Origin of the sequence: Paenisporosarcina macmurdoensis, from assembly GCF_042658845.1 — a bacterium.
In the GTDB taxonomy this organism is placed as follows: Bacteria; Bacillota; Bacilli; order Bacillales_A; family Planococcaceae; genus Paenisporosarcina; species Paenisporosarcina macmurdoensis.
Genome location: NZ_JBHSRI010000025.1, coordinates 1 through 17,299, shown reverse-complemented (window position 1 = coordinate 17,299; position 17,299 = coordinate 1). Strand labels below are relative to the sequence as shown.

General features: G+C 37.4%; 13 protein-coding genes. 6 read left to right on the top strand and 7 right to left on the bottom strand.

The window, feature by feature from the left end; genetic code table 11:
* Positions 1–11: 11 nt before the first annotated feature.
* The 6 genes from mnmG to rpmH all read right to left on the bottom strand — a co-directional run bounded on the left by mnmG (position 12) and on the right by rpmH (position 6,029).
* On the bottom strand, positions 12–1,901 hold the full coding sequence (gene mnmG, locus ACFPYN_RS13725; protein WP_377734977.1) for a tRNA uridine-5-carboxymethylaminomethyl(34) synthesis enzyme MnmG: 1,890 nt from the start codon (positions 1,899–1,901) through the stop codon (positions 12–14).
* Between the two features lie 179 nt (positions 1,902–2,080).
* Positions 2,081–3,466, bottom strand: coding sequence for a tRNA uridine-5-carboxymethylaminomethyl(34) synthesis GTPase MnmE (mnmE, locus tag ACFPYN_RS13720; protein WP_377734976.1), 1,386 nt, complete (start codon positions 3,464–3,466; stop codon positions 2,081–2,083).
* A 170-nt stretch (positions 3,467–3,636) separates the two neighbouring features.
* Complete coding sequence (jag, locus tag ACFPYN_RS13715) at positions 3,637–4,416, bottom strand: RNA-binding cell elongation regulator Jag/EloR (RefSeq protein WP_377734975.1); 780 nt, start codon at positions 4,414–4,416, stop codon at positions 3,637–3,639.
* The gene (yidC, locus tag ACFPYN_RS13710) at positions 4,413–5,186 is read right to left on the bottom strand and encodes a membrane protein insertase YidC (protein ID WP_377734974.1); all 774 of its coding nucleotides are present in this window, start codon (positions 5,184–5,186) and stop codon (positions 4,413–4,415) included. Before yidC ends, jag begins: the two co-directional genes overlap by 4 nt.
* A 68-nt stretch (positions 5,187–5,254) precedes the next feature.
* Positions 5,255–5,602 carry a ribonuclease P protein component gene (gene rnpA / locus ACFPYN_RS13705; RefSeq protein ID WP_377734973.1) on the bottom strand — a complete coding sequence of 116 codons (348 nt, stop codon included), beginning with the start codon at positions 5,600–5,602 and terminating at the stop codon, positions 5,255–5,257.
* 292 nt (positions 5,603–5,894) lie between these two features.
* Positions 5,895–6,029, bottom strand: a complete 135-nt coding sequence (rpmH, locus tag ACFPYN_RS13700; RefSeq protein WP_016428940.1) for a 50S ribosomal protein L34 — start codon at positions 6,027–6,029, stop codon at positions 5,895–5,897.
* Between the two features lie 520 nt (positions 6,030–6,549).
* Here rpmH and dnaA point away from each other — a divergent pair.
* The 6 genes from dnaA (at position 6,550) to gyrA (ending at position 15,571) form a co-directional block, all read left to right on the top strand.
* The gene (gene dnaA / locus ACFPYN_RS13695) at positions 6,550–7,896 is read left to right on the top strand and encodes a chromosomal replication initiator protein DnaA (protein ID WP_377734972.1); all 1,347 of its coding nucleotides are present in this window, start codon (positions 6,550–6,552) and stop codon (positions 7,894–7,896) included.
* A 168-nt stretch (positions 7,897–8,064) separates the two neighbouring features.
* Positions 8,065–9,201, top strand: coding sequence for a DNA polymerase III subunit beta (gene dnaN / locus ACFPYN_RS13690; RefSeq protein WP_377734970.1), 1,137 nt, complete (start codon positions 8,065–8,067; stop codon positions 9,199–9,201).
* A 227-nt stretch (positions 9,202–9,428) separates the two neighbouring features.
* Complete coding sequence (gene yaaA, locus ACFPYN_RS13685; protein WP_377734969.1) at positions 9,429–9,656, top strand: S4 domain-containing protein YaaA; 228 nt, start codon at positions 9,429–9,431, stop codon at positions 9,654–9,656.
* A gap of 1 nt (position 9,657) precedes the next feature.
* Complete coding sequence (gene recF / locus ACFPYN_RS13680) at positions 9,658–10,776, top strand: DNA replication/repair protein RecF (RefSeq protein ID WP_377734968.1); 1,119 nt, start codon at positions 9,658–9,660, stop codon at positions 10,774–10,776.
* Positions 10,777–11,068: 292 nt separating this feature from the next.
* Positions 11,069–12,991 (top strand): DNA topoisomerase (ATP-hydrolyzing) subunit B, encoded by a 1,923-nt coding sequence (gyrB, locus tag ACFPYN_RS13675; protein ID WP_377734967.1) that lies wholly within the window; start codon positions 11,069–11,071, stop codon positions 12,989–12,991.
* Positions 12,992–13,015: 24 nt separating this feature from the next.
* Positions 13,016–15,571, top strand: a complete 2,556-nt coding sequence (gene gyrA / locus ACFPYN_RS13670) for a DNA gyrase subunit A (RefSeq protein WP_377734965.1) — start codon at positions 13,016–13,018, stop codon at positions 15,569–15,571.
* Between the two features lie 26 nt (positions 15,572–15,597).
* Here gyrA and ACFPYN_RS13665 read toward each other — a convergent pair whose 3' ends face one another.
* The gene (locus ACFPYN_RS13665) at positions 15,598–16,779 is read right to left on the bottom strand and encodes an MDR family MFS transporter (RefSeq protein ID WP_377734964.1); all 1,182 of its coding nucleotides are present in this window, start codon (positions 16,777–16,779) and stop codon (positions 15,598–15,600) included.
* Positions 16,780–17,299 lie beyond the last annotated feature (520 nt).

Below are 17,299 nucleotides of genomic sequence, written 5' to 3'. Positions count from 1 at the left end.
ACTTTTATAACTTATCCGGATATTTTGGCTATTCTTCCTTGTTCAATATACACCAATAGGATGGATATGTCAGCAGGATTCACCCCTGAAATTCTAGATGCTTGAGCAATTGATAAAGGTCTAACTTCTTTCATTTTCTGCTTAGCTTCAGTAGCTATACCAGAAATGGCATCATAATCAATTAAATCTGGAATTTTTTTATTTTCCATTTTTTTAAGTTTTTCAACTTGTAGAAGCGATTTTTCAATATAACCTTCATATTTAATCTGAATCTCGATTTGTTCTTTCATCTCATCCGTTAATTGAATGGTTGATGGTGACAACTTTGCAATATCCTCATACGCCATTTCGGGACGTTTCAATAAATCTTGCCCTTTAATGCCGTCTTTTAATTCTGTACCACCTTTTGAACGAATAAGACTTTGTGTTTCTTCATTCGGTTTAATGATGGTTTTACGTAATCGAACGATTTCTTCTTCGATTAATTTCTTTTTAGCCTCGAAACGTTCATAACGCTCTTCAGGAATTAATCCAGCAGTAAAGCCAATTTTTGTTAATCTTAAATCGGCATTATCATGACGCAACAACAAACGATATTCTGCTCTTGATGTTAGTAAACGATAAGGTTCGTTTGTTCCTTTTGTCACTAAGTCATCAATTAGCACGCCGATGTATGCATCTGAACGACTTAAAATAATTTCATCTTTATTTAAGGCACGAGCAGCAGCATTCATTCCAGCCATTAGTCCTTGACCAGCCGCTTCTTCATAACCAGATGTGCCATTAATTTGACCAGCTGTATATAAATTTTGAATTTTTTTCGTTTCTAGTGTTGGCCATAACTGAGTAGGAACCATTGCATCATACTCAATCGCATAACCAGCTCGCATCATTTCAGCTTTTTCTAAGCCTGGAATACTTTCAAGCAATTTACGCTGTACATGTTCAGGTAAGCTTGTAGAAAGACCTTGGACATACACTTCACGTGTATTACGTCCTTCTGGCTCTAAGAAAATTTGGTGACGCGGTTTGTCATTAAAACGTACCACTTTATCTTCAATAGATGGACAGTAACGTGGACCCGTCCCTTTAATCATGCCTGAATACATCGGTGATAAGTGTAAATTATCATCAATCACTTGATGTGTACGTTCATTGGTATATGTTAACCAACAAGGTAATTGATCCGTGATAAATTCAGATGTTTCATAGCTAAACGCACGTGGAACTTCGTCTCCCGGTTGAATTTCTGTTTTGCTGTAATCGATTGTTTTACTGTTTACGCGTGGAGGCGTTCCTGTTTTAAATCGAACTAAATCAAAACCTAAATCCCGAAGATTATCTGCCAATTTTAATGAAGGTTGTTGGTTATTAGGGCCGCTTGAATATTTCAAGTTGCCGATAATAATTTCACCTCTTAAGAATGTTCCCGTCGTAACAATGACTGTTTTCGCACGGTAAATGGCACCAACTTGTGTAATTACCCCTTGAATTTCATTGTTTTCAACGATTAATTCTTCAACCATGGCTTGATGAATAGACAAATTATCTTGTTCTTCCATTAAACGTTTCATTTCTGCTTGGTATAAGACTTTATCAGCTTGTGCACGTAAGGCACGTACAGCTGGTCCTTTTCCTGTATTTAACATTCTCATTTGAATATGTGTTTTGTCGATTACTTTCCCCATTGCGCCACCCATTGCGTCGATTTCACGGACGACAATTCCTTTGGCTGGGCCTCCGATGGATGGATTACACGGCATAAATGCAATCATATCTAAATTGATTGTTAGAACTAGTGTTTTTGCACCCATTCCCGCTGCTGCTAAAGCCGCTTCAGCGCCGGCGTGCCCTGCTCCAATTACAATTACATCGAACGAGCCCGCTTCAAAATTCTGCATGTTCGTTCATTCCTTTCGTCTTCATATATTTTCTTTTATAGTGCGGTTCAATTTATGTCTAGCTCCAACTTGCACCTAAACCTCAAAACCGGTGTTGAGCTAGATAGGCTCTTTCCTCTTGGGACCTCGGTCATGAAGATGTTGCCGCAAGAGTGCGGCGAACTTAGCCTTCGTTCCGCTTATTTTCCTAAACAAAATTGTGAAAACAGTTGATCAAGTAGACTTTCTTCGACTGTATCACCCGTTATTTCGCCTAAAATTTCCCACGTTCTGGTGACATCGATTTGAATCATATCGATTGGCACTTCAGCATGTGCTGCACTTATTGCATCTTCAATGGTATGTTTAGCTTGATGTAATAACGCTATATGACGAGCATTGGATACATAGGTCAAATCGCTGCTGTCTAAAGATCCTTCAAAAAATAAAGAGGAAATCGCTTCTTCTAATTGGTCCACGCCTTCTTCTTGCAGTAAGGAAGTGGTAACAATTTTTCGATTCCCCGCTATTTCTTGAACGCGTTGAATATCAATTTTCTTCTCTAAATCGGTTTTATTAATAACGACAATAAAGTCCATACCATGAATTGCTTCAAATAACCGCTCGTCTTCAATCGATAGCTCTTCCGAATGGTTTAGTACCAAAAGAATCAAGTCCGCTTGTTTAAGCACTTTTCTAGAGCGTTCTACACCGATACGTTCCACTATGTCTTCCGTTTCACGAATTCCGGCTGTGTCGACAAGTTTTAATGGTACTCCTCGAACATTCACATATTCTTCTATAATATCGCGTGTTGTTCCAGCTACTTCTGTTACAATCGCTTTATTTTCTTGAACTAAGCTATTTAATAATGATGATTTCCCTACATTTGGTCGACCTACAATTACTGTAGACAAACCTTCTCTTAAAATTTTCCCTTGTACCGATGTTTGTAGTAATTTTTCTATTTCTTTTCTAACCCACGTCGATTTTTCAATAATCATCGGCAGTGTCATTTCTTCAACATCATCGTATTCTGGGTAATCTATATTCACTTCTACTTGTGCCAATATTTCTAATAGTGATTGACGCAGCGTGGCAATCAATCTTGATAATTTCCCATCCATTTGACCAAGCGCTACATTCATGGCTCGGTCGGTCTTCGCTCGAATTAAATCCATAACAGCTTCTGCTTGAGATAAATCGATACGCCCATTTAAAAATGCTCGCTTCGTAAACTCTCCAGGCTCTGCAAGTCTGGCACCATGTCTTAATACAAGTTGCAGGACATGATTAACTGTTACGATGCCTCCATGACAATTTATTTCTACAACGTCTTCTCTAGTAAAGGTTTTTGGACCCTTCATCAAAGACAGCATGACTTCTTCTACTACATCGCCTGTTTTAGGCTCTATTAAATGTCCATAATGGATCGTGTGTGAAAGTTGATTACTTAATGCTTTTGCTCCCGGTGAACGAAAAATTTGATCAGCTATTGAAATTGCTTCTGATCCACTTAATCGCACAATCGCAATTGCTCCTTCACCCATAGGTGTGGATATCGCAGCAATAGTATCGAATTCCATGATCGTCCACCTCCTTTTCCTTCTTTATCCACATGTGGATAACTAAAAACGGTCATGATTCTCTAACGTATAACAATAGCATAAAATCACTAAAATCGAAAGTAGGAAACGTCATTTAGAACCATAAGAAAACGGACCTTTTCGTCTGTTGACGTAAGGTCCGTTGTTATTTACTTCAAAGGTTCAATAACCAGATAACGATTAGGGTCTGTTCCAACTGATACAGTTTCAATATCCAAACGACGCGATAGAGCATGGTGTATCACTTTTCTTTCATAAGAAGGCATTGGTTCAAACTCTACTTTTTTACCTGTTCGAATTGCTTTATCAGCCATTCGATCTGCTAATTGTTCCAAAGATTCTTGACGACGCTCGCGGTAATTTTCAACATCGAGTTGAATCATCAAAAATTGGTTAGAATATTTATTTGCTACTAGTTGAGACAATTGCTGTAATGCATTTAATGTCTGACCTCTTTTTCCGATCAGAACGGCAGCTTTTTTACTTTCAAGACGTAGTGTGACATATTTACCGTCTCGCACCGTTTCAATCGTTAAGTCATCAATTTTCATATCTTTCGCAATTTGTTTCAAATACGTTTTTGTTTCTTCGACAGCGAGTCCTCGAGTGGACTCGCTGTTTTCTAAAACAATTTTTTCTTGTATGGGAGCTACTTCACCTTCAGCTTGTGCTTCTGAGGGTTCAGGTTCAGGTTCAGATTCAGGTTCAGATTCAGGTTCAGCCGAGACGACTTGATCCACTTGTTCAATAGGTTTTTCATCTTTTAACGTGACTTGCACTTCTGCAAGTCTAGAGCCAAATCCTAAAAATCCTTTTTTGCCTTCAGTTAAAACGTTTACGGTGACTTTTTCAATCGTTGTCCCCAGTTTAACTAATGCTGCAGATATCGCTTTTTCAGTTGTTGTACCCGTTTGCGTAATCTGATTCACCTTTTAGCCCCTCCAGTTTTAGCAGGTTGAAGAAGTGTGCGTTTTTCCCATGGTTTGTAAATAATCATATTTTGAATTAATGAAATGACATTTCCGATTACCCAGTAGAGAGTTAAAGCAGACGGTAAGAAAATACCGAACCCTACAATCATTACAGGCATGAAATACATCATCATTTTCATTTGAGGGTTATCCATTGCTGGTCCTGTTCGTAGTACCAAGAACTGCATAATACCGGCTAAAATGGCAAGTATAATACTTGGTTCAGCAAGTGGGAACCATAAGAAGCTGCCCAAGTTAATTTCTGGCGTTGAATTCATACGACTAATCGCGTGATAGAATCCAATTAAAATTGGCATTTGAATGACAACTGGTAAACAACCTGCAGCTGGATTCACGCCTTTTTCTTTAAACATTGCCATCATTTCTTGTTGATACTTCTGTTGAGTTGCGCCATCTTTTGAACTGTATTTTTGCTTAAGTTTAGCAAGTTCGGGTTGAACTTCTTGCATTTTTTTTGCACTCTTTGTTTGCTTTATCATTAATGGCAGGATCGCTAATCGGATAATAATCGTTACGAGAACAATTCCTAATCCGTAAGTTCCAAGTAATTCCTTAAAATAAGTGATTAAAGCAACGAGAGGCCAAACAATGAACTCATTCCAAAATCCTTTACTGTCCTCATAGATCGGTTGATTATATTCTGTACATCCACTCAGTAATAGCGTGACAGAAACAAGCGTGAGGACTAAAGCTAAGCGTTTGTTCACCCTTCTTCCCCCTAAAACGACATTCCATTTCTTCTATATATACATACATCTAAAACTTCTTGTCTTTTTTACTTAATCTTTTGAATCATTTTGGCGACTTTGAGCACATGTTGCAAACTACTCTTTGATTCATGAAAATCTAAATTGGCCGCCTGGTTTCTGGCGATAATGACATAATCCATCTTCGGGTTGATTTCATCTTTCAGTTCCAAGAAAGATTGTCTTATATATCGTTTTATTCTATTGCGGACGACTGCATTTCCGACTTTTTTACTCACAGATAAGCCAATGCGAAACTCTTCTTGTCTTTCTATTGGTAATAGGTATAAGACAAATTGGCGATTCGCAAAGGATTTACCGCGTTTAAATATTTTTTGAAACTCTGCATTCTTCTTTACACGTTGACGTTTATTCACGATTCACCTGCTTCACCTTTACGCACTCTTAAAAGAAAGAGTAAACATCTACTTCGACTCTCGCCCAGTGTTGATATCCATCACCTTCTTCGAAAAGCAGCAATTGGACATCTTCCTCGGCATTCACCAGCGTTGATGTTAATCACTACTTCGTAAAGTTTTGATTGGACATCTTCCTCGGCATTCGCCTGCGTCGATGTTAATCACTTTCTTCGTAAAGTGATTTTCTCCACCTGATTATTCATTTCTTATAGGAAAAGAAAAAAAAGACCACTGATGCGGATCAGTGGACTTAAGCTGATAATACTTTTCTTCCTTTACGACGACGTGCTGCTAATACGCGACGGCCGTTTTTTGAACTCATACGTGAGCGAAACCCGTGTACTTTGCTATGTTTACGTTTATTTGGTTGGTATGTGCGTTTCATCTATGTGACACCTCCTGAAAAATTGAAAGTCGATTTATCTACTACAGACAGTCTTGGATATTATATATAGTTTAACCCCTAAATGTCAATAGCAATTCGAAATATGCTTGTCCTTCAGTGTAACTCTACATGCTTTATAGTTGTCCACATATATGAATTACATTTCATTAAGCCTTGTGGATAACCGTTTTCGACTTATTTTTCTATCCACAACCGTTATCTACAGGTTTTTCACAAACTAACTGGCTGTGGACAACAGCGTTGTGCATGAATATTCATTTTGTGGATAACCTTCAAGAACTCTTGTAATTTCTCGTTTTTTTTGATACGATGTTTGTGTTTTACTCTTCAAAAACAAAAATGACTATTCAATGTTATCCACAACTGTTGATAATCTGTGGATAGCTTATCCCAAGGCTCTTATTAACCTTTATCCACAGCTTGTGGTTTTGTGTATGACTATACATATTGATGTGTAAGATTGCCTATAAAAAAGATTTTGAAAAAAGGAGGTACGTTTTTGGAACATTTAGAAGAACTATGGTCGAGTGTTCTCGCTCAAGTAGAGAAAAAAATCTCGAAACCTAGCTTTGAAACGTGGCTCAAATCCACAAAAATGCTGACTTATCAAGGAGACACTGTGACGATCGCTGCTCCAAACTCATTTGCACGAGATTGGCTCGATACGCATTATGTTCACTTAATCGCAGGAATTTTAACGGAATTAACTGGAGAAGGCTTATCGATAAGATTTGTTGTTCCGAAAGATCAAAATATAGAAGATTTTTCACTCCCTAAACCCATTCTTCCTATGAAAGACCACGAGCAACCAGAGTTTTCTCCTGGCATGTTAAATTCAAAATATACGTTTGATACATTTGTTATTGGCTCGGGTAATCGTTTCGCTCACGCAGCCTCACTTGCAGTAGCTGAAGCACCTGCGAAAGCCTATAATCCACTGTTTATATATGGTGGTGTTGGGTTAGGAAAAACCCACTTAATGCACGCTATTGGTCATTATGTCCAAGAACATAACCCAAATGCTAAAGTGGTTTATTTGTCATCAGAAAAATTTACGAATGAATTTATTAACTCAATTCGAGATAATAAAACAGTCGATTTCCGCAACAAATATCGTAGTGTAGATGTTCTTTTAATAGATGATATTCAGTTTTTAGCTGGAAAAGAACAAACACAAGAAGAATTTTTCCATACATTTAATACATTGCATGAGGAATCTAAACAAATTGTCATTTCCAGTGACAGACCGCCAAAAGAAATTCCAACATTAGAAGATCGCTTACGTTCGCGCTTTGAATGGGGCTTAATCACAGACATTACGCCACCAGACTTAGAAACACGTATCGCGATATTAAGGAAAAAAGCAAAAGCGGATGGACTGGATATTCCTAATGAAGTCATGATGTACATTGCCAATCAAATCGATTCCAATATCCGTGAGTTAGAAGGTGCTTTAATCCGTGTCGTGGCCTATTCTTCTCTAGTAAATAAGGACATGAATGCTGATTTAGCTGCTGAAGCATTAAAAGATATTATGCCAAATGCCAAACCACGTAAAATTACGATTTTGGATATTCAAAAAACTGTGGGTGAGCACTACCACATGCGTTTAGAAGATTTCAAAGCGAAGAAGCGAACAAAATCAATTGCTTTTCCTAGACAAATTGCCATGTATTTATCTCGTGAGTTGACAAATTTCTCATTACCTAAGATTGGAGAGGAATTTGGAGGACGAGATCATACAACTGTTATCCATGCACACGAAAAAATTTCTACTCTATTAAAAGAGGATCAGGCTCTTCAACAAGACCTAAAACAAATTAAGAGTTTATTAAACAAATCTTAACAGCTGTGGATAACCCCACATTGAGCAGCTTAGTTTATGGACAGGTTATCAACATGTGGATAGATTGATAGCATTCGAAAAAGTGGACTTATCAACAAATCCACAGGCCCTATTACTATATCTATTATTCTTTTAAACATTAATAAATATATAAGCGAGGTATAAAAGATGAAATTTGAAATCATGCGAGACAGGTTATTAGATGGATTAAATGATGTAATGAAAGCAGTTAGTTCAAAAACAACAATTCCAATTTTGACAGGAATTAAACTTGAAGTTACAGAAGAGGGATTACACTTAACAGGTAGTGATTCTGATATCACGATTCAAACATTTATAAAAGCAGAAGAAAATGGAGAACAAGTTATCCGTGTAATTGAAGAAGGAACAATAGTTGTTCAAGCGCGTATGTTTAATGAAATCGTTCGTAAGTTACCAACTAACGATGTAGAAATTGAAATTAATGAGAATTATCAAACGCATATTCGTTCAGGTAAGTCTGAGTTTCATTTAATTGGACTAGATGCGTCTGAATATCCATTACTTCCAGAAATTCAAGATGATCGTCAATTTGTAATTCCAGCTGACTTATTAAAATCAATTATTCGTGAAACTGTTTTTGCTGTATCGACTTCTGAAAGTCGTCCTGTATTAACTGGAGTTCACTGGACAGTAAAAAATGGAGAACTTGTTTGTGTCGCAACAGACAGTCACCGACTTGCTCGTCGTAAAACGACATTAGATCAAATGCCAGAAGGGGAATACAGCGTAGTTATTCCAGGAAAGAGCTTAAACGAATTAAGCAAAATTATTGGAGACTCGTCAGAACCCGTTCATATTGTGATGACACAACAACAAGTATTATTTAAAACTTCTGATGTATTATTTTATTCACGTTTACTTGAAGGGAATTATCCAGATACATCTCGATTAATTCCAAATGAATATAAAACAACCGTAACTGTAAACGGAAAAGCTTTACTTCAAGCAATTGACCGTGCTTCTTTATTGGCACGCGAAGAGCGTAATAATATTGTTCGTTTTAGCTCTTTAGCTGGAAACGTTGTTGAAATTTCATCAAGCTCTCCTGAAGTTGGGAAAGTAGAAGAAGAGATTCAAGCAACATCGATTGAAGGAGAAGAGTTGAAGATTTCTTTTAGTGCAAAATATATGATGGATGCTTTAAAAGCTGTGGATGGCCAAGATGTAATGGTTCAATTTACAGGTGCCATGCGCCCGTTCATTTTAAAATCAGTTCATGACGATGCAATTTTGCAATTAATTTTACCGGTTCGCACATATTAAAAATAAAAATATGAAAAGGATAGCCTTTACAGGGCTGTCCTTTTTTTATTTTCAGCTTTAAAAGACAACTCGAACCTCCACTTCAGATGCTCATTCGGCAACAGGATTTCAATTCATTTCATCCACCATCGGAGTATAGCTAGAGTGACCTGTAAAGCTTTTTTTACTTCTTAGTGAAAATGGAGTAAAATGAAGGGATAGACTAAAAAACGAAGGATGGATTTACTTTGAAAAATCTACAAATTGGAACGGAATATGTAACACTTGGCCAAATGCTAAAAATGACAGATGCAATCAGCTCAGGCGGAATGTCGAAATGGTTTTTATCAGAAAATGAAGTATTAGTGAATGATGAAGCTGAGGTAAGACGTGGACGTAAACTTCGCGATGGCGATCGTGTAAACATTCCAGGAGTGGGTCAATTCCGTATAGTGGAACAAACGAGCGGACAATAACATGTTCATTGAACGGCTCGAATTAACGAACTATCGAAACTATGAATCGTTAGCGTTAACTTTTTCAAAAACGATCAATGTATTGATTGGCGAAAACGCACAAGGCAAAACAAACATTATGGAATCGATTTATGTGCTTTCAATGGCAAAATCACACAGGACTTCAAATGATAAAGAATTGATACGTTGGTCTGAAGAATATGGTAAAATAAAAGGTGATGTTCATAAAAAATATGGTCGCTTACCGCTTGAATTAACTTTGTCAAAAAAAGGGAAAAAAGCAAAAGTGAATCATTTAGAGCAAAGTCGCTTAAGCGATTATATAGGCCAATTAAATGTGGTGATGTTTGCACCTGAAGATTTGCATTTAGTAAAAGGCAGTCCTCAAGTACGCAGACGTTTTTTGGACATGGAAATTGGGCAAATTTCGCCTGTTTATTTACACGATTTACTAACTTTTCAAAAATTATTAAAACAGCGCAATCATTTATTGAAAATGCATCAAGGGAAATCATCTCTAAATGATGTGATGTTTGATGTGTATACAGATCAATATATTCAAGCTGCTGTCAGTGTTATTCGAAAAAGATTCCAATTTATGGAACTTCTTCAAAAATGGGCTGAACCGATTCATTTCGGAATTTCTCGTGGACTTGAAAAATTAGAAGTTCGCTATAATCCTGTCAGTGGTCTTGATCAAAATAAAACGTTCGAACAAATGGCTGATTATTTACGTCAAAAACTACAAGCCAGTAAATCCCAAGAGTTAGCAAGAGGTGTGACTTTAACAGGTCCACATCGTGATGACTTACAATTTTTTGTCAATGGCTATGATGTGCAAACTTACGGATCGCAGGGACAACAACGAACAACCGCACTGTCACTTAAGCTTGCAGAGATTGAATTAATCAAACAAGAAGTCGGGGAATCACCCGTGCTACTGTTAGACGATGTATTGTCTGAACTTGATGATTATAGGCAGTCACATTTATTAAATACCATTCAAGGCGAAGTTCAAACGTTTGTTACGACAACTAGTGTGGATGGTATAAATCACGACACAATTACACAAGCAGCAATTTATAATGTGACTCAAGGACATGTTGATGAGGGAGCGTGAGTTTTTTGTATGTGGTTATCGGCAAATCAATTGTCGTCAAGTACAGCGAAATCCTCACGATTTTAGATTTTCGTGAGATAAAGGATGAGGCAGAGCGTAACGCGTGGCTTCGACATTCACGAACACGAGTCTTAACCGACACAACTCGTGTAAAGTCTTTAATCATCACGCCTTTTCTAATATATGCATCACCTCTGAGTCCGCAGAACATTATAAAAAAAATTAATCTTATTCCAGGGACAATCCCTTCAAACAATAGCTAGAAAACAGTAGGAAAGAGCAGGTGAGCTTAATGGCGATGGAAGAAAAAGAACTGCAATCTTATGATGCTGATCAAATACAGGTATTAGAAGGTCTAGAAGCGGTACGTAAACGTCCAGGAATGTACATTGGTTCTACGAGTTCAAAAGGTCTTCACCATCTTGTGTGGGAAATTGTGGATAATGCCATTGATGAAGCATTAGCTGGTTATTGTGATGAAATTAATATCACAATTGAAAAAGACAATTGGATTAAAGTTGAAGATAATGGTCGTGGGATTCCTGTCGATATTGAAAAGAAAATGGGACGTCCTGCTGTTGAAGTTATTATGACGGTGTTGCATGCTGGCGGTAAATTTGGCGGTGGCGGTTACAAAGTATCAGGTGGACTTCATGGTGTAGGTTCTTCTGTTGTTAATGCACTTTCTGAAGTAACAGAAGTTTATGTTCATCGTGATGGCAAACTTCATTACATCAAATTTGGGCGTGGAGACGTAACGCAAGAATTATCTGTAATTGGCGAAACTGATAAAACAGGTTCAACGATTCGTTTTAAAGCAGATTCAGAGATATTTACGGAAACCACTGTTTATGAATATGATATTTTGGCTAATCGTTTACGTGAATTAGCATACTTAAACCGAGGATTACGTATTAAAATTACCGATGAAAGAGAAGATGATGTTCGTACAAACAATTATCACTATGAAGGTGGTATTAAGTCGTACGTTGAACATTTAAATAAATCCAAAGAGCCTATACATGAACCTATTTTCATTGAAGGCGAAAAAGATGGAATATCTATTGAGATTGCCATGCAATATAACAATGGTTACTCATCAAATATTTTCTCATTTGCGAATAACATCAATACCTATGAAGGCGGAACGCACGAATCTGGCTTTAAAATGGCGTTAACTCGCGAAATCAATGATTACGGTCGTAAAAACAATATGTTAAAAGACGCCGATACTAACTTATCTGGTGACGATGTGCGTGAAGGTTTAGTTGCGATTGTGTCAATTAAACACCCGAATCCACAATTTGAAGGACAAACGAAAACGAAATTAGGAAATTCTGAAGTTAGCACGATTACTAACTCTTTATTTTCTGACGGATTTGAGCGTTTTATGTTGGAAAACCCTGTAATTGCTCGTAAAGTCATTGAAAAAGGCTTAATGGCAGCTCGTGCACGTGTTGCTGCGAAAAAGGCACGTGAATTTACACGTCGCAAATCTGCTTTAGAAGTATCAAGTCTTCCTGGTAAATTAGCAGACTGTTCATCACGAGTTCCAGCAGAAAGCGAATTGTACATTGTTGAGGGTGACTCGGCCGGAGGTTCTGCAAAATCTGGACGTGATCGTCACTTCCAAGCAATTCTTCCACTTCGAGGGAAAATATTAAACGTTGAAAAAGCACGTCTTGACCGTATATTAGGAAATGCAGAAATTCGTGCCATGATTACGGCCCTGGGAACAGGAATCGGAGAAGAATTTACACTTGAAAAAGCTCGTTATCATAAAGTTGTTATTATGACCGATGCCGATGTTGATGGTGCTCATATCCGTACATTACTATTAACGTTCTTTTTCCGTTTTATGCGTCCCTTAATTGAAGCGGGTTACGTATATATTGCTCAACCACCTTTATTCCAAATTAAACAAGGTAAAAATGTTGAATATTGTTATTCTGATAAACAACTTCAAGTAATCTTAGAAAGACTTCCTAAACATCCGAAACCTGGTATTCAGCGTTACAAAGGTCTAGGGGAAATGGATGCCACTCAATTATGGGATACAACGATGGATCCTTCAGTTCGTACATTGTTACAAGTGAATTTAGAGGATGCAATTGATGCTGATGATACATTTAGTCGATTAATGGGAGATGAAGTAGAACCTCGTCGTCTATTTATTGAAGAAAATGCAATTTACGTGAAAAACTTAGATATTTAGACCAAGTGAAGGGAGGTTACCTGCATGACAGATATTCCGAACAGTGGAGTAAAAGGGATTAATATCAGCACTGAAATAAAAACATCATTTCTTGATTATGCAATGAGTGTTATTGTTTCACGAGCACTTCCTGACGTACGTGATGGATTGAAACCCGTTCATCGTCGTATTTTATATGCGATGCAAGGTATGGGGAACACATCAGACAAACCACATAAGAAATCAGCTCGTATTGTTGGAGATGCCATGGGTAAATACCATCCCCATGGTGATAGTTCAATTTATGACGCAATGGTACGTATGGCACAACATTGGAGTTACCGTTACATGCTAGTTGATGGTCACGGAAACTTTGGATCGGTAGACGGAGATGCAGCAGCAGCAATGCGTTATACTGAATCACGCATGTCTAAAATTGCGATGGAATTACTTCGAGATATTAATAAAGATACAATTGATTTCAAAGATAACTATGATGGTCAAGAACAAGAACCGGTTGTACTACCAAGCCGATTCCCTAACTTATTAGTTAACGGTGCTTCTGGTATTGCGGTAGGGATGGCGACAAACATTCCGCCTCACCAATTAGGAGAAACGATTGATGGTGTATTGGCTCTTGCAGAAAACTCAGCAATAACTACTGAAGAATTGATGGAAATTATTCCTGGTCCTGACTTCCCTACAGGCGGTATCATTCTAGGGAGAAGCGGGATTCGCCGTGCTTATGAAACTGGTAGAGGCTCTGTCATCATTCGAGGAAAAGTTGAAATAGAACAAAAATCGAGTGGTAAAGAAGTAATTTTGGTTCATGAACTACCTTACCAAGTAAATAAAGCTCGTCTTATCGAAAAAATTGCTGAACTAGTTCGTGATAAAAAGATTGATGGAATTACCGATCTTCGCGATGAATCAGACCGTAATGGTATGCGTATCGTTATTGAAGTTCGTAAAGATGCAAATGCTAATGTATTACTTAATAACTTATATAAACAAACGTCTCTTCAATCAAGCTTCGGTGTGAATATGCTTGCTCTCGTAGATGGTCAACCAAAAGTACTTGGATTAAAAGAAATTTTATACCATTACTTAGAGCATCAAAAAGTGGTTATCAAACGCCGTACTCAATTTGAATTAAACAAAGCAGAAGATCGTGCACATATTTTAGAAGGTCTTCGTATAGCACTTGATAATATTGACGAAATTATTGCACTAATCCGTAGATCACAAACTGGTGACGAAGCAAAAAATGGTTTGATTGATCAATTTAATTTATCTGATCGACAAGCTCAAGCTATTCTTGATATGCGACTTCAACGCTTAACAGGTTTAGAACGCGACAAGATTGAAGCCGAGTATCAGGAATTACAAAAGCTGATTATTGAATTGAAAGCTATTCTTGCTGATGAATTTAAAGTTATACAGATTATTCGTGAAGAGTTGAATGAAATTAAAGAGCGCTTTAACGATAAACGTCGAACTGAAATCACAGCTGGTGGAGCTGAAATGATGGAAGATGAAGACTTAATTCCACGTGAAAATTCTGTACTGACATTAACGCATAACGGCTATATCAAACGTTTGCCAGTCAATACATACCGCAGCCAAAAACGTGGTGGTCGAGGCGTACAAGGAATGGGGACAAATGAAAACGACTTCGTTGAACATTTACTCTATACCTCAACGCATGATACGATTTTGTTCTTTACGAATACAGGTAAAGTATACCGTGCAAAAGGCTATGAAATTCCAGAGTATGGCCGTACAGCTAAAGGACTGCCGCTTGTGAACTTGCTTGGTGTCGATAAAGAAGAAAAAGTAACAGCGATGATTCAAATGGCATCATTTGAAGAAGATGCATACTTTATCTTCACGACGCTTCAAGGAGTTACAAAACGTACTCCAGTAAGTGGATTTGCTAACATACGTGCAAATGGTCTTATTTCTATCTCATTAAGAGATGACGATGAGCTAATTTCCGTCAGATTAACTGATGGCAAAAAACACATTATTATTGGTACTCGAAAAGGAATGCTCGTACGATTTGAAGAGACTGATATTCGTTCAATGGGACGTACAGCTTCTGGAGTTCGAGGAATTCGTTTGAGAAAAGATGATTATGTAGTTGGTATGGAAATTTTGGAACCAGGTCAAGAAGTATTAGTTGTAACTGAAAATGGTTACGGTAAACGTACTTCTGAAGAAGAATATCGTTTACAATCTCGTGGTGGTGTTGGTATTAAAACAAGCCAAATCACCGATAAAACGGGTCCATTATCAGCTGTGAAAGCGGTTGATGGTTCAGAAGATTTAATGCTCATTACGATTAATGGGATGTTAATTCGAATGGATGTTAACAGCATTTCAATTACAGGACGTAGCACACAAGGGGTTCGCTTAATTCGTTTAGGAAAAGAAGAACTTGTGGCGACTGTCGCAAAAGTAGAAAAAGCTGAAGATGAAGAAGAGTTTGATGAAGATGGTGAAGAAGGAACTACTTTAGTTGTTGAGGGTGAAGAATCAGAGTTAACAACTGAAGTAAATGAAAGCTTACCAACTGATCCTGAAACATCTGAAGAATAATAGAAGGACTGAGGTGCAAATGCGCCTTAGTCCTTTTTTTGTATGTTGCTATAACCGAGTGAGTAAAAGATAATGCTACATAAAATAATGATTCCTATAACCGAGAATAATAGTTTACCCCCGAAATCTTGTAGTAACCATCCTCCAAGTACTGGTCCGGTAAAGTTTCCGATTGATCGAAATTGACCAGCTCCAAAGTAAGTACCCTTTCGATTATCAGGTGCAATTTGATCAATAAACACACTCGTGGAAGGGAAGATGAAAATTTCACCAATCGTGACAACAGCCATTGCTATCATCAAACCAAAAATTGTCGTAACATAACCGAAACTTGCAAAACCAATTGCGAACAAAACACTTCCTAAAATCATTACCCGAAGAATTGGCCACTTTTCTGATACCAAACTTAAAGGAATTTGCAAAATGATTACCAGAATCGCATTTAATGCAATCAGTTTAGCAAAAAGAGCTACCCCTTCTGAAAAAGAATTTTGTATGTATTGAGGTAAGTTGGAATCAATTTGTGAGTAACCGACATTGACCAATACTCCACCAATAATAAATAGAAGTAAGGTTTTATCCCTCCAGATCACGATAAGTGAATCCAACATGGGAAGTTGATGAACAGGAATTGAATGTGTGATTGAGTAACGATGTAACATGATGAATAAAGTTACTCCATATAGAAGGTACATGATCCCTGTCAATAAAAAAGGAAGTGAAGTAGAAAACTGAGCTACGTAAACCCCAAGAAGTGGGCCAAGAGAAGCACCAATATTAATTGCTGTATAACGTAATGAAAAAACGCGTTTCCTTTTATCAACTGAAGTTAAATCAGCCATCATGGCTTGGGAGGATGGCTCAAAAAACGAGCGACAAAGACCATTCAACGCATTTAAAACCATAAACGTTCCGATATGAGTAGCTAGGGAAAATCCAAAGTAGACCAATCCCCAAACGAATATGGTCCACAGAATTACTTTTTTACGACCATAGCGATCTGAAAAATAGCCTCCAATGAATCCTCCAAGTGTGCCAGTCAATGGAGAAAGTCCAATTGTTACACCAATCCATATTGGATGAATCCCGTGTGTGTTTGATAAATATAAAGCAAGGAACGGTAAAGCCATAAAACTAGCCCCTCTTGCAAATACTGTTCCTATTAACAAAGTCCATACAACAGGATGAAATGAAAATTTGTCTCGCATTCTAACCCCTCTTTCTGAATTCATACTACCCTTCAATGAATTGTCTGGATAGTTGGAAAAATGAATTAAGAGTCTTTTAAATTAGTAATGACTAGTAAGCTGTACTTTACGGTAAAAATCTTAAAAATAATAATCCCGCTGACATTCTGTATATAGATGAAAGAAAGGTCGATTATCTATAATTGCTACTATATATAGAAGAAGTTTATATTTGTATAGTTTCCAATTATGATTTAAGAAAAGAAATCGAGTTTTTCATTGAAATACAGTTGACAGTAGTCTGGGGAATTGTTATTATAAGTGAGTCGCCAAAACACGCGACACAAAATGAACCTTGAAAACTGAACAGCAAAACGTCAACTAACAAGCGGAACGCACTTCGGTGCCGGAAGCAAAACGTTTTCTTACGCCGACACCTGTTGGTATTGAAAACAAACTTGAACTTAACCGTTCATTATAAACGTCAAATTTTTGACGCCAGCAACAAAGTCGAGCTAATCGACTCACCTATTATGGAGAG

Bases quoted from the DNA above. Each gene is read 5' to 3' on its own strand.
- dnaN (WP_377734970.1), top strand. From the start codon at position 8,065: ATGAAATTTGAAATCATGCGAGACAGGTTATTAGATGGATTAAATGAT.
- mnmE (WP_377734976.1), bottom strand. From the start codon at position 3,466: ATGGAATTCGATACTATTGCTGCGATATCCACACCTATGGGTGAAGGA.
- mnmG (WP_377734977.1), bottom strand. From the start codon at position 1,901: ATGCAGAATTTTGAAGCGGGCTCGTTCGATGTAATTGTAATTGGAGCA.
- gyrA (WP_377734965.1), top strand. From the start codon at position 13,016: ATGACAGATATTCCGAACAGTGGAGTAAAAGGGATTAATATCAGCACT.
- gyrB (WP_377734967.1), top strand. From the start codon at position 11,069: ATGGCGATGGAAGAAAAAGAACTGCAATCTTATGATGCTGATCAAATA.
- recF (WP_377734968.1), top strand. From the start codon at position 9,658: ATGTTCATTGAACGGCTCGAATTAACGAACTATCGAAACTATGAATCG.
- ACFPYN_RS13665 (WP_377734964.1), bottom strand. From the start codon at position 16,779: ATGCGAGACAAATTTTCATTTCATCCTGTTGTATGGACTTTGTTAATA.
- rpmH (WP_016428940.1), bottom strand. From the start codon at position 6,029: ATGAAACGCACATACCAACCAAATAAACGTAAACATAGCAAAGTACAC.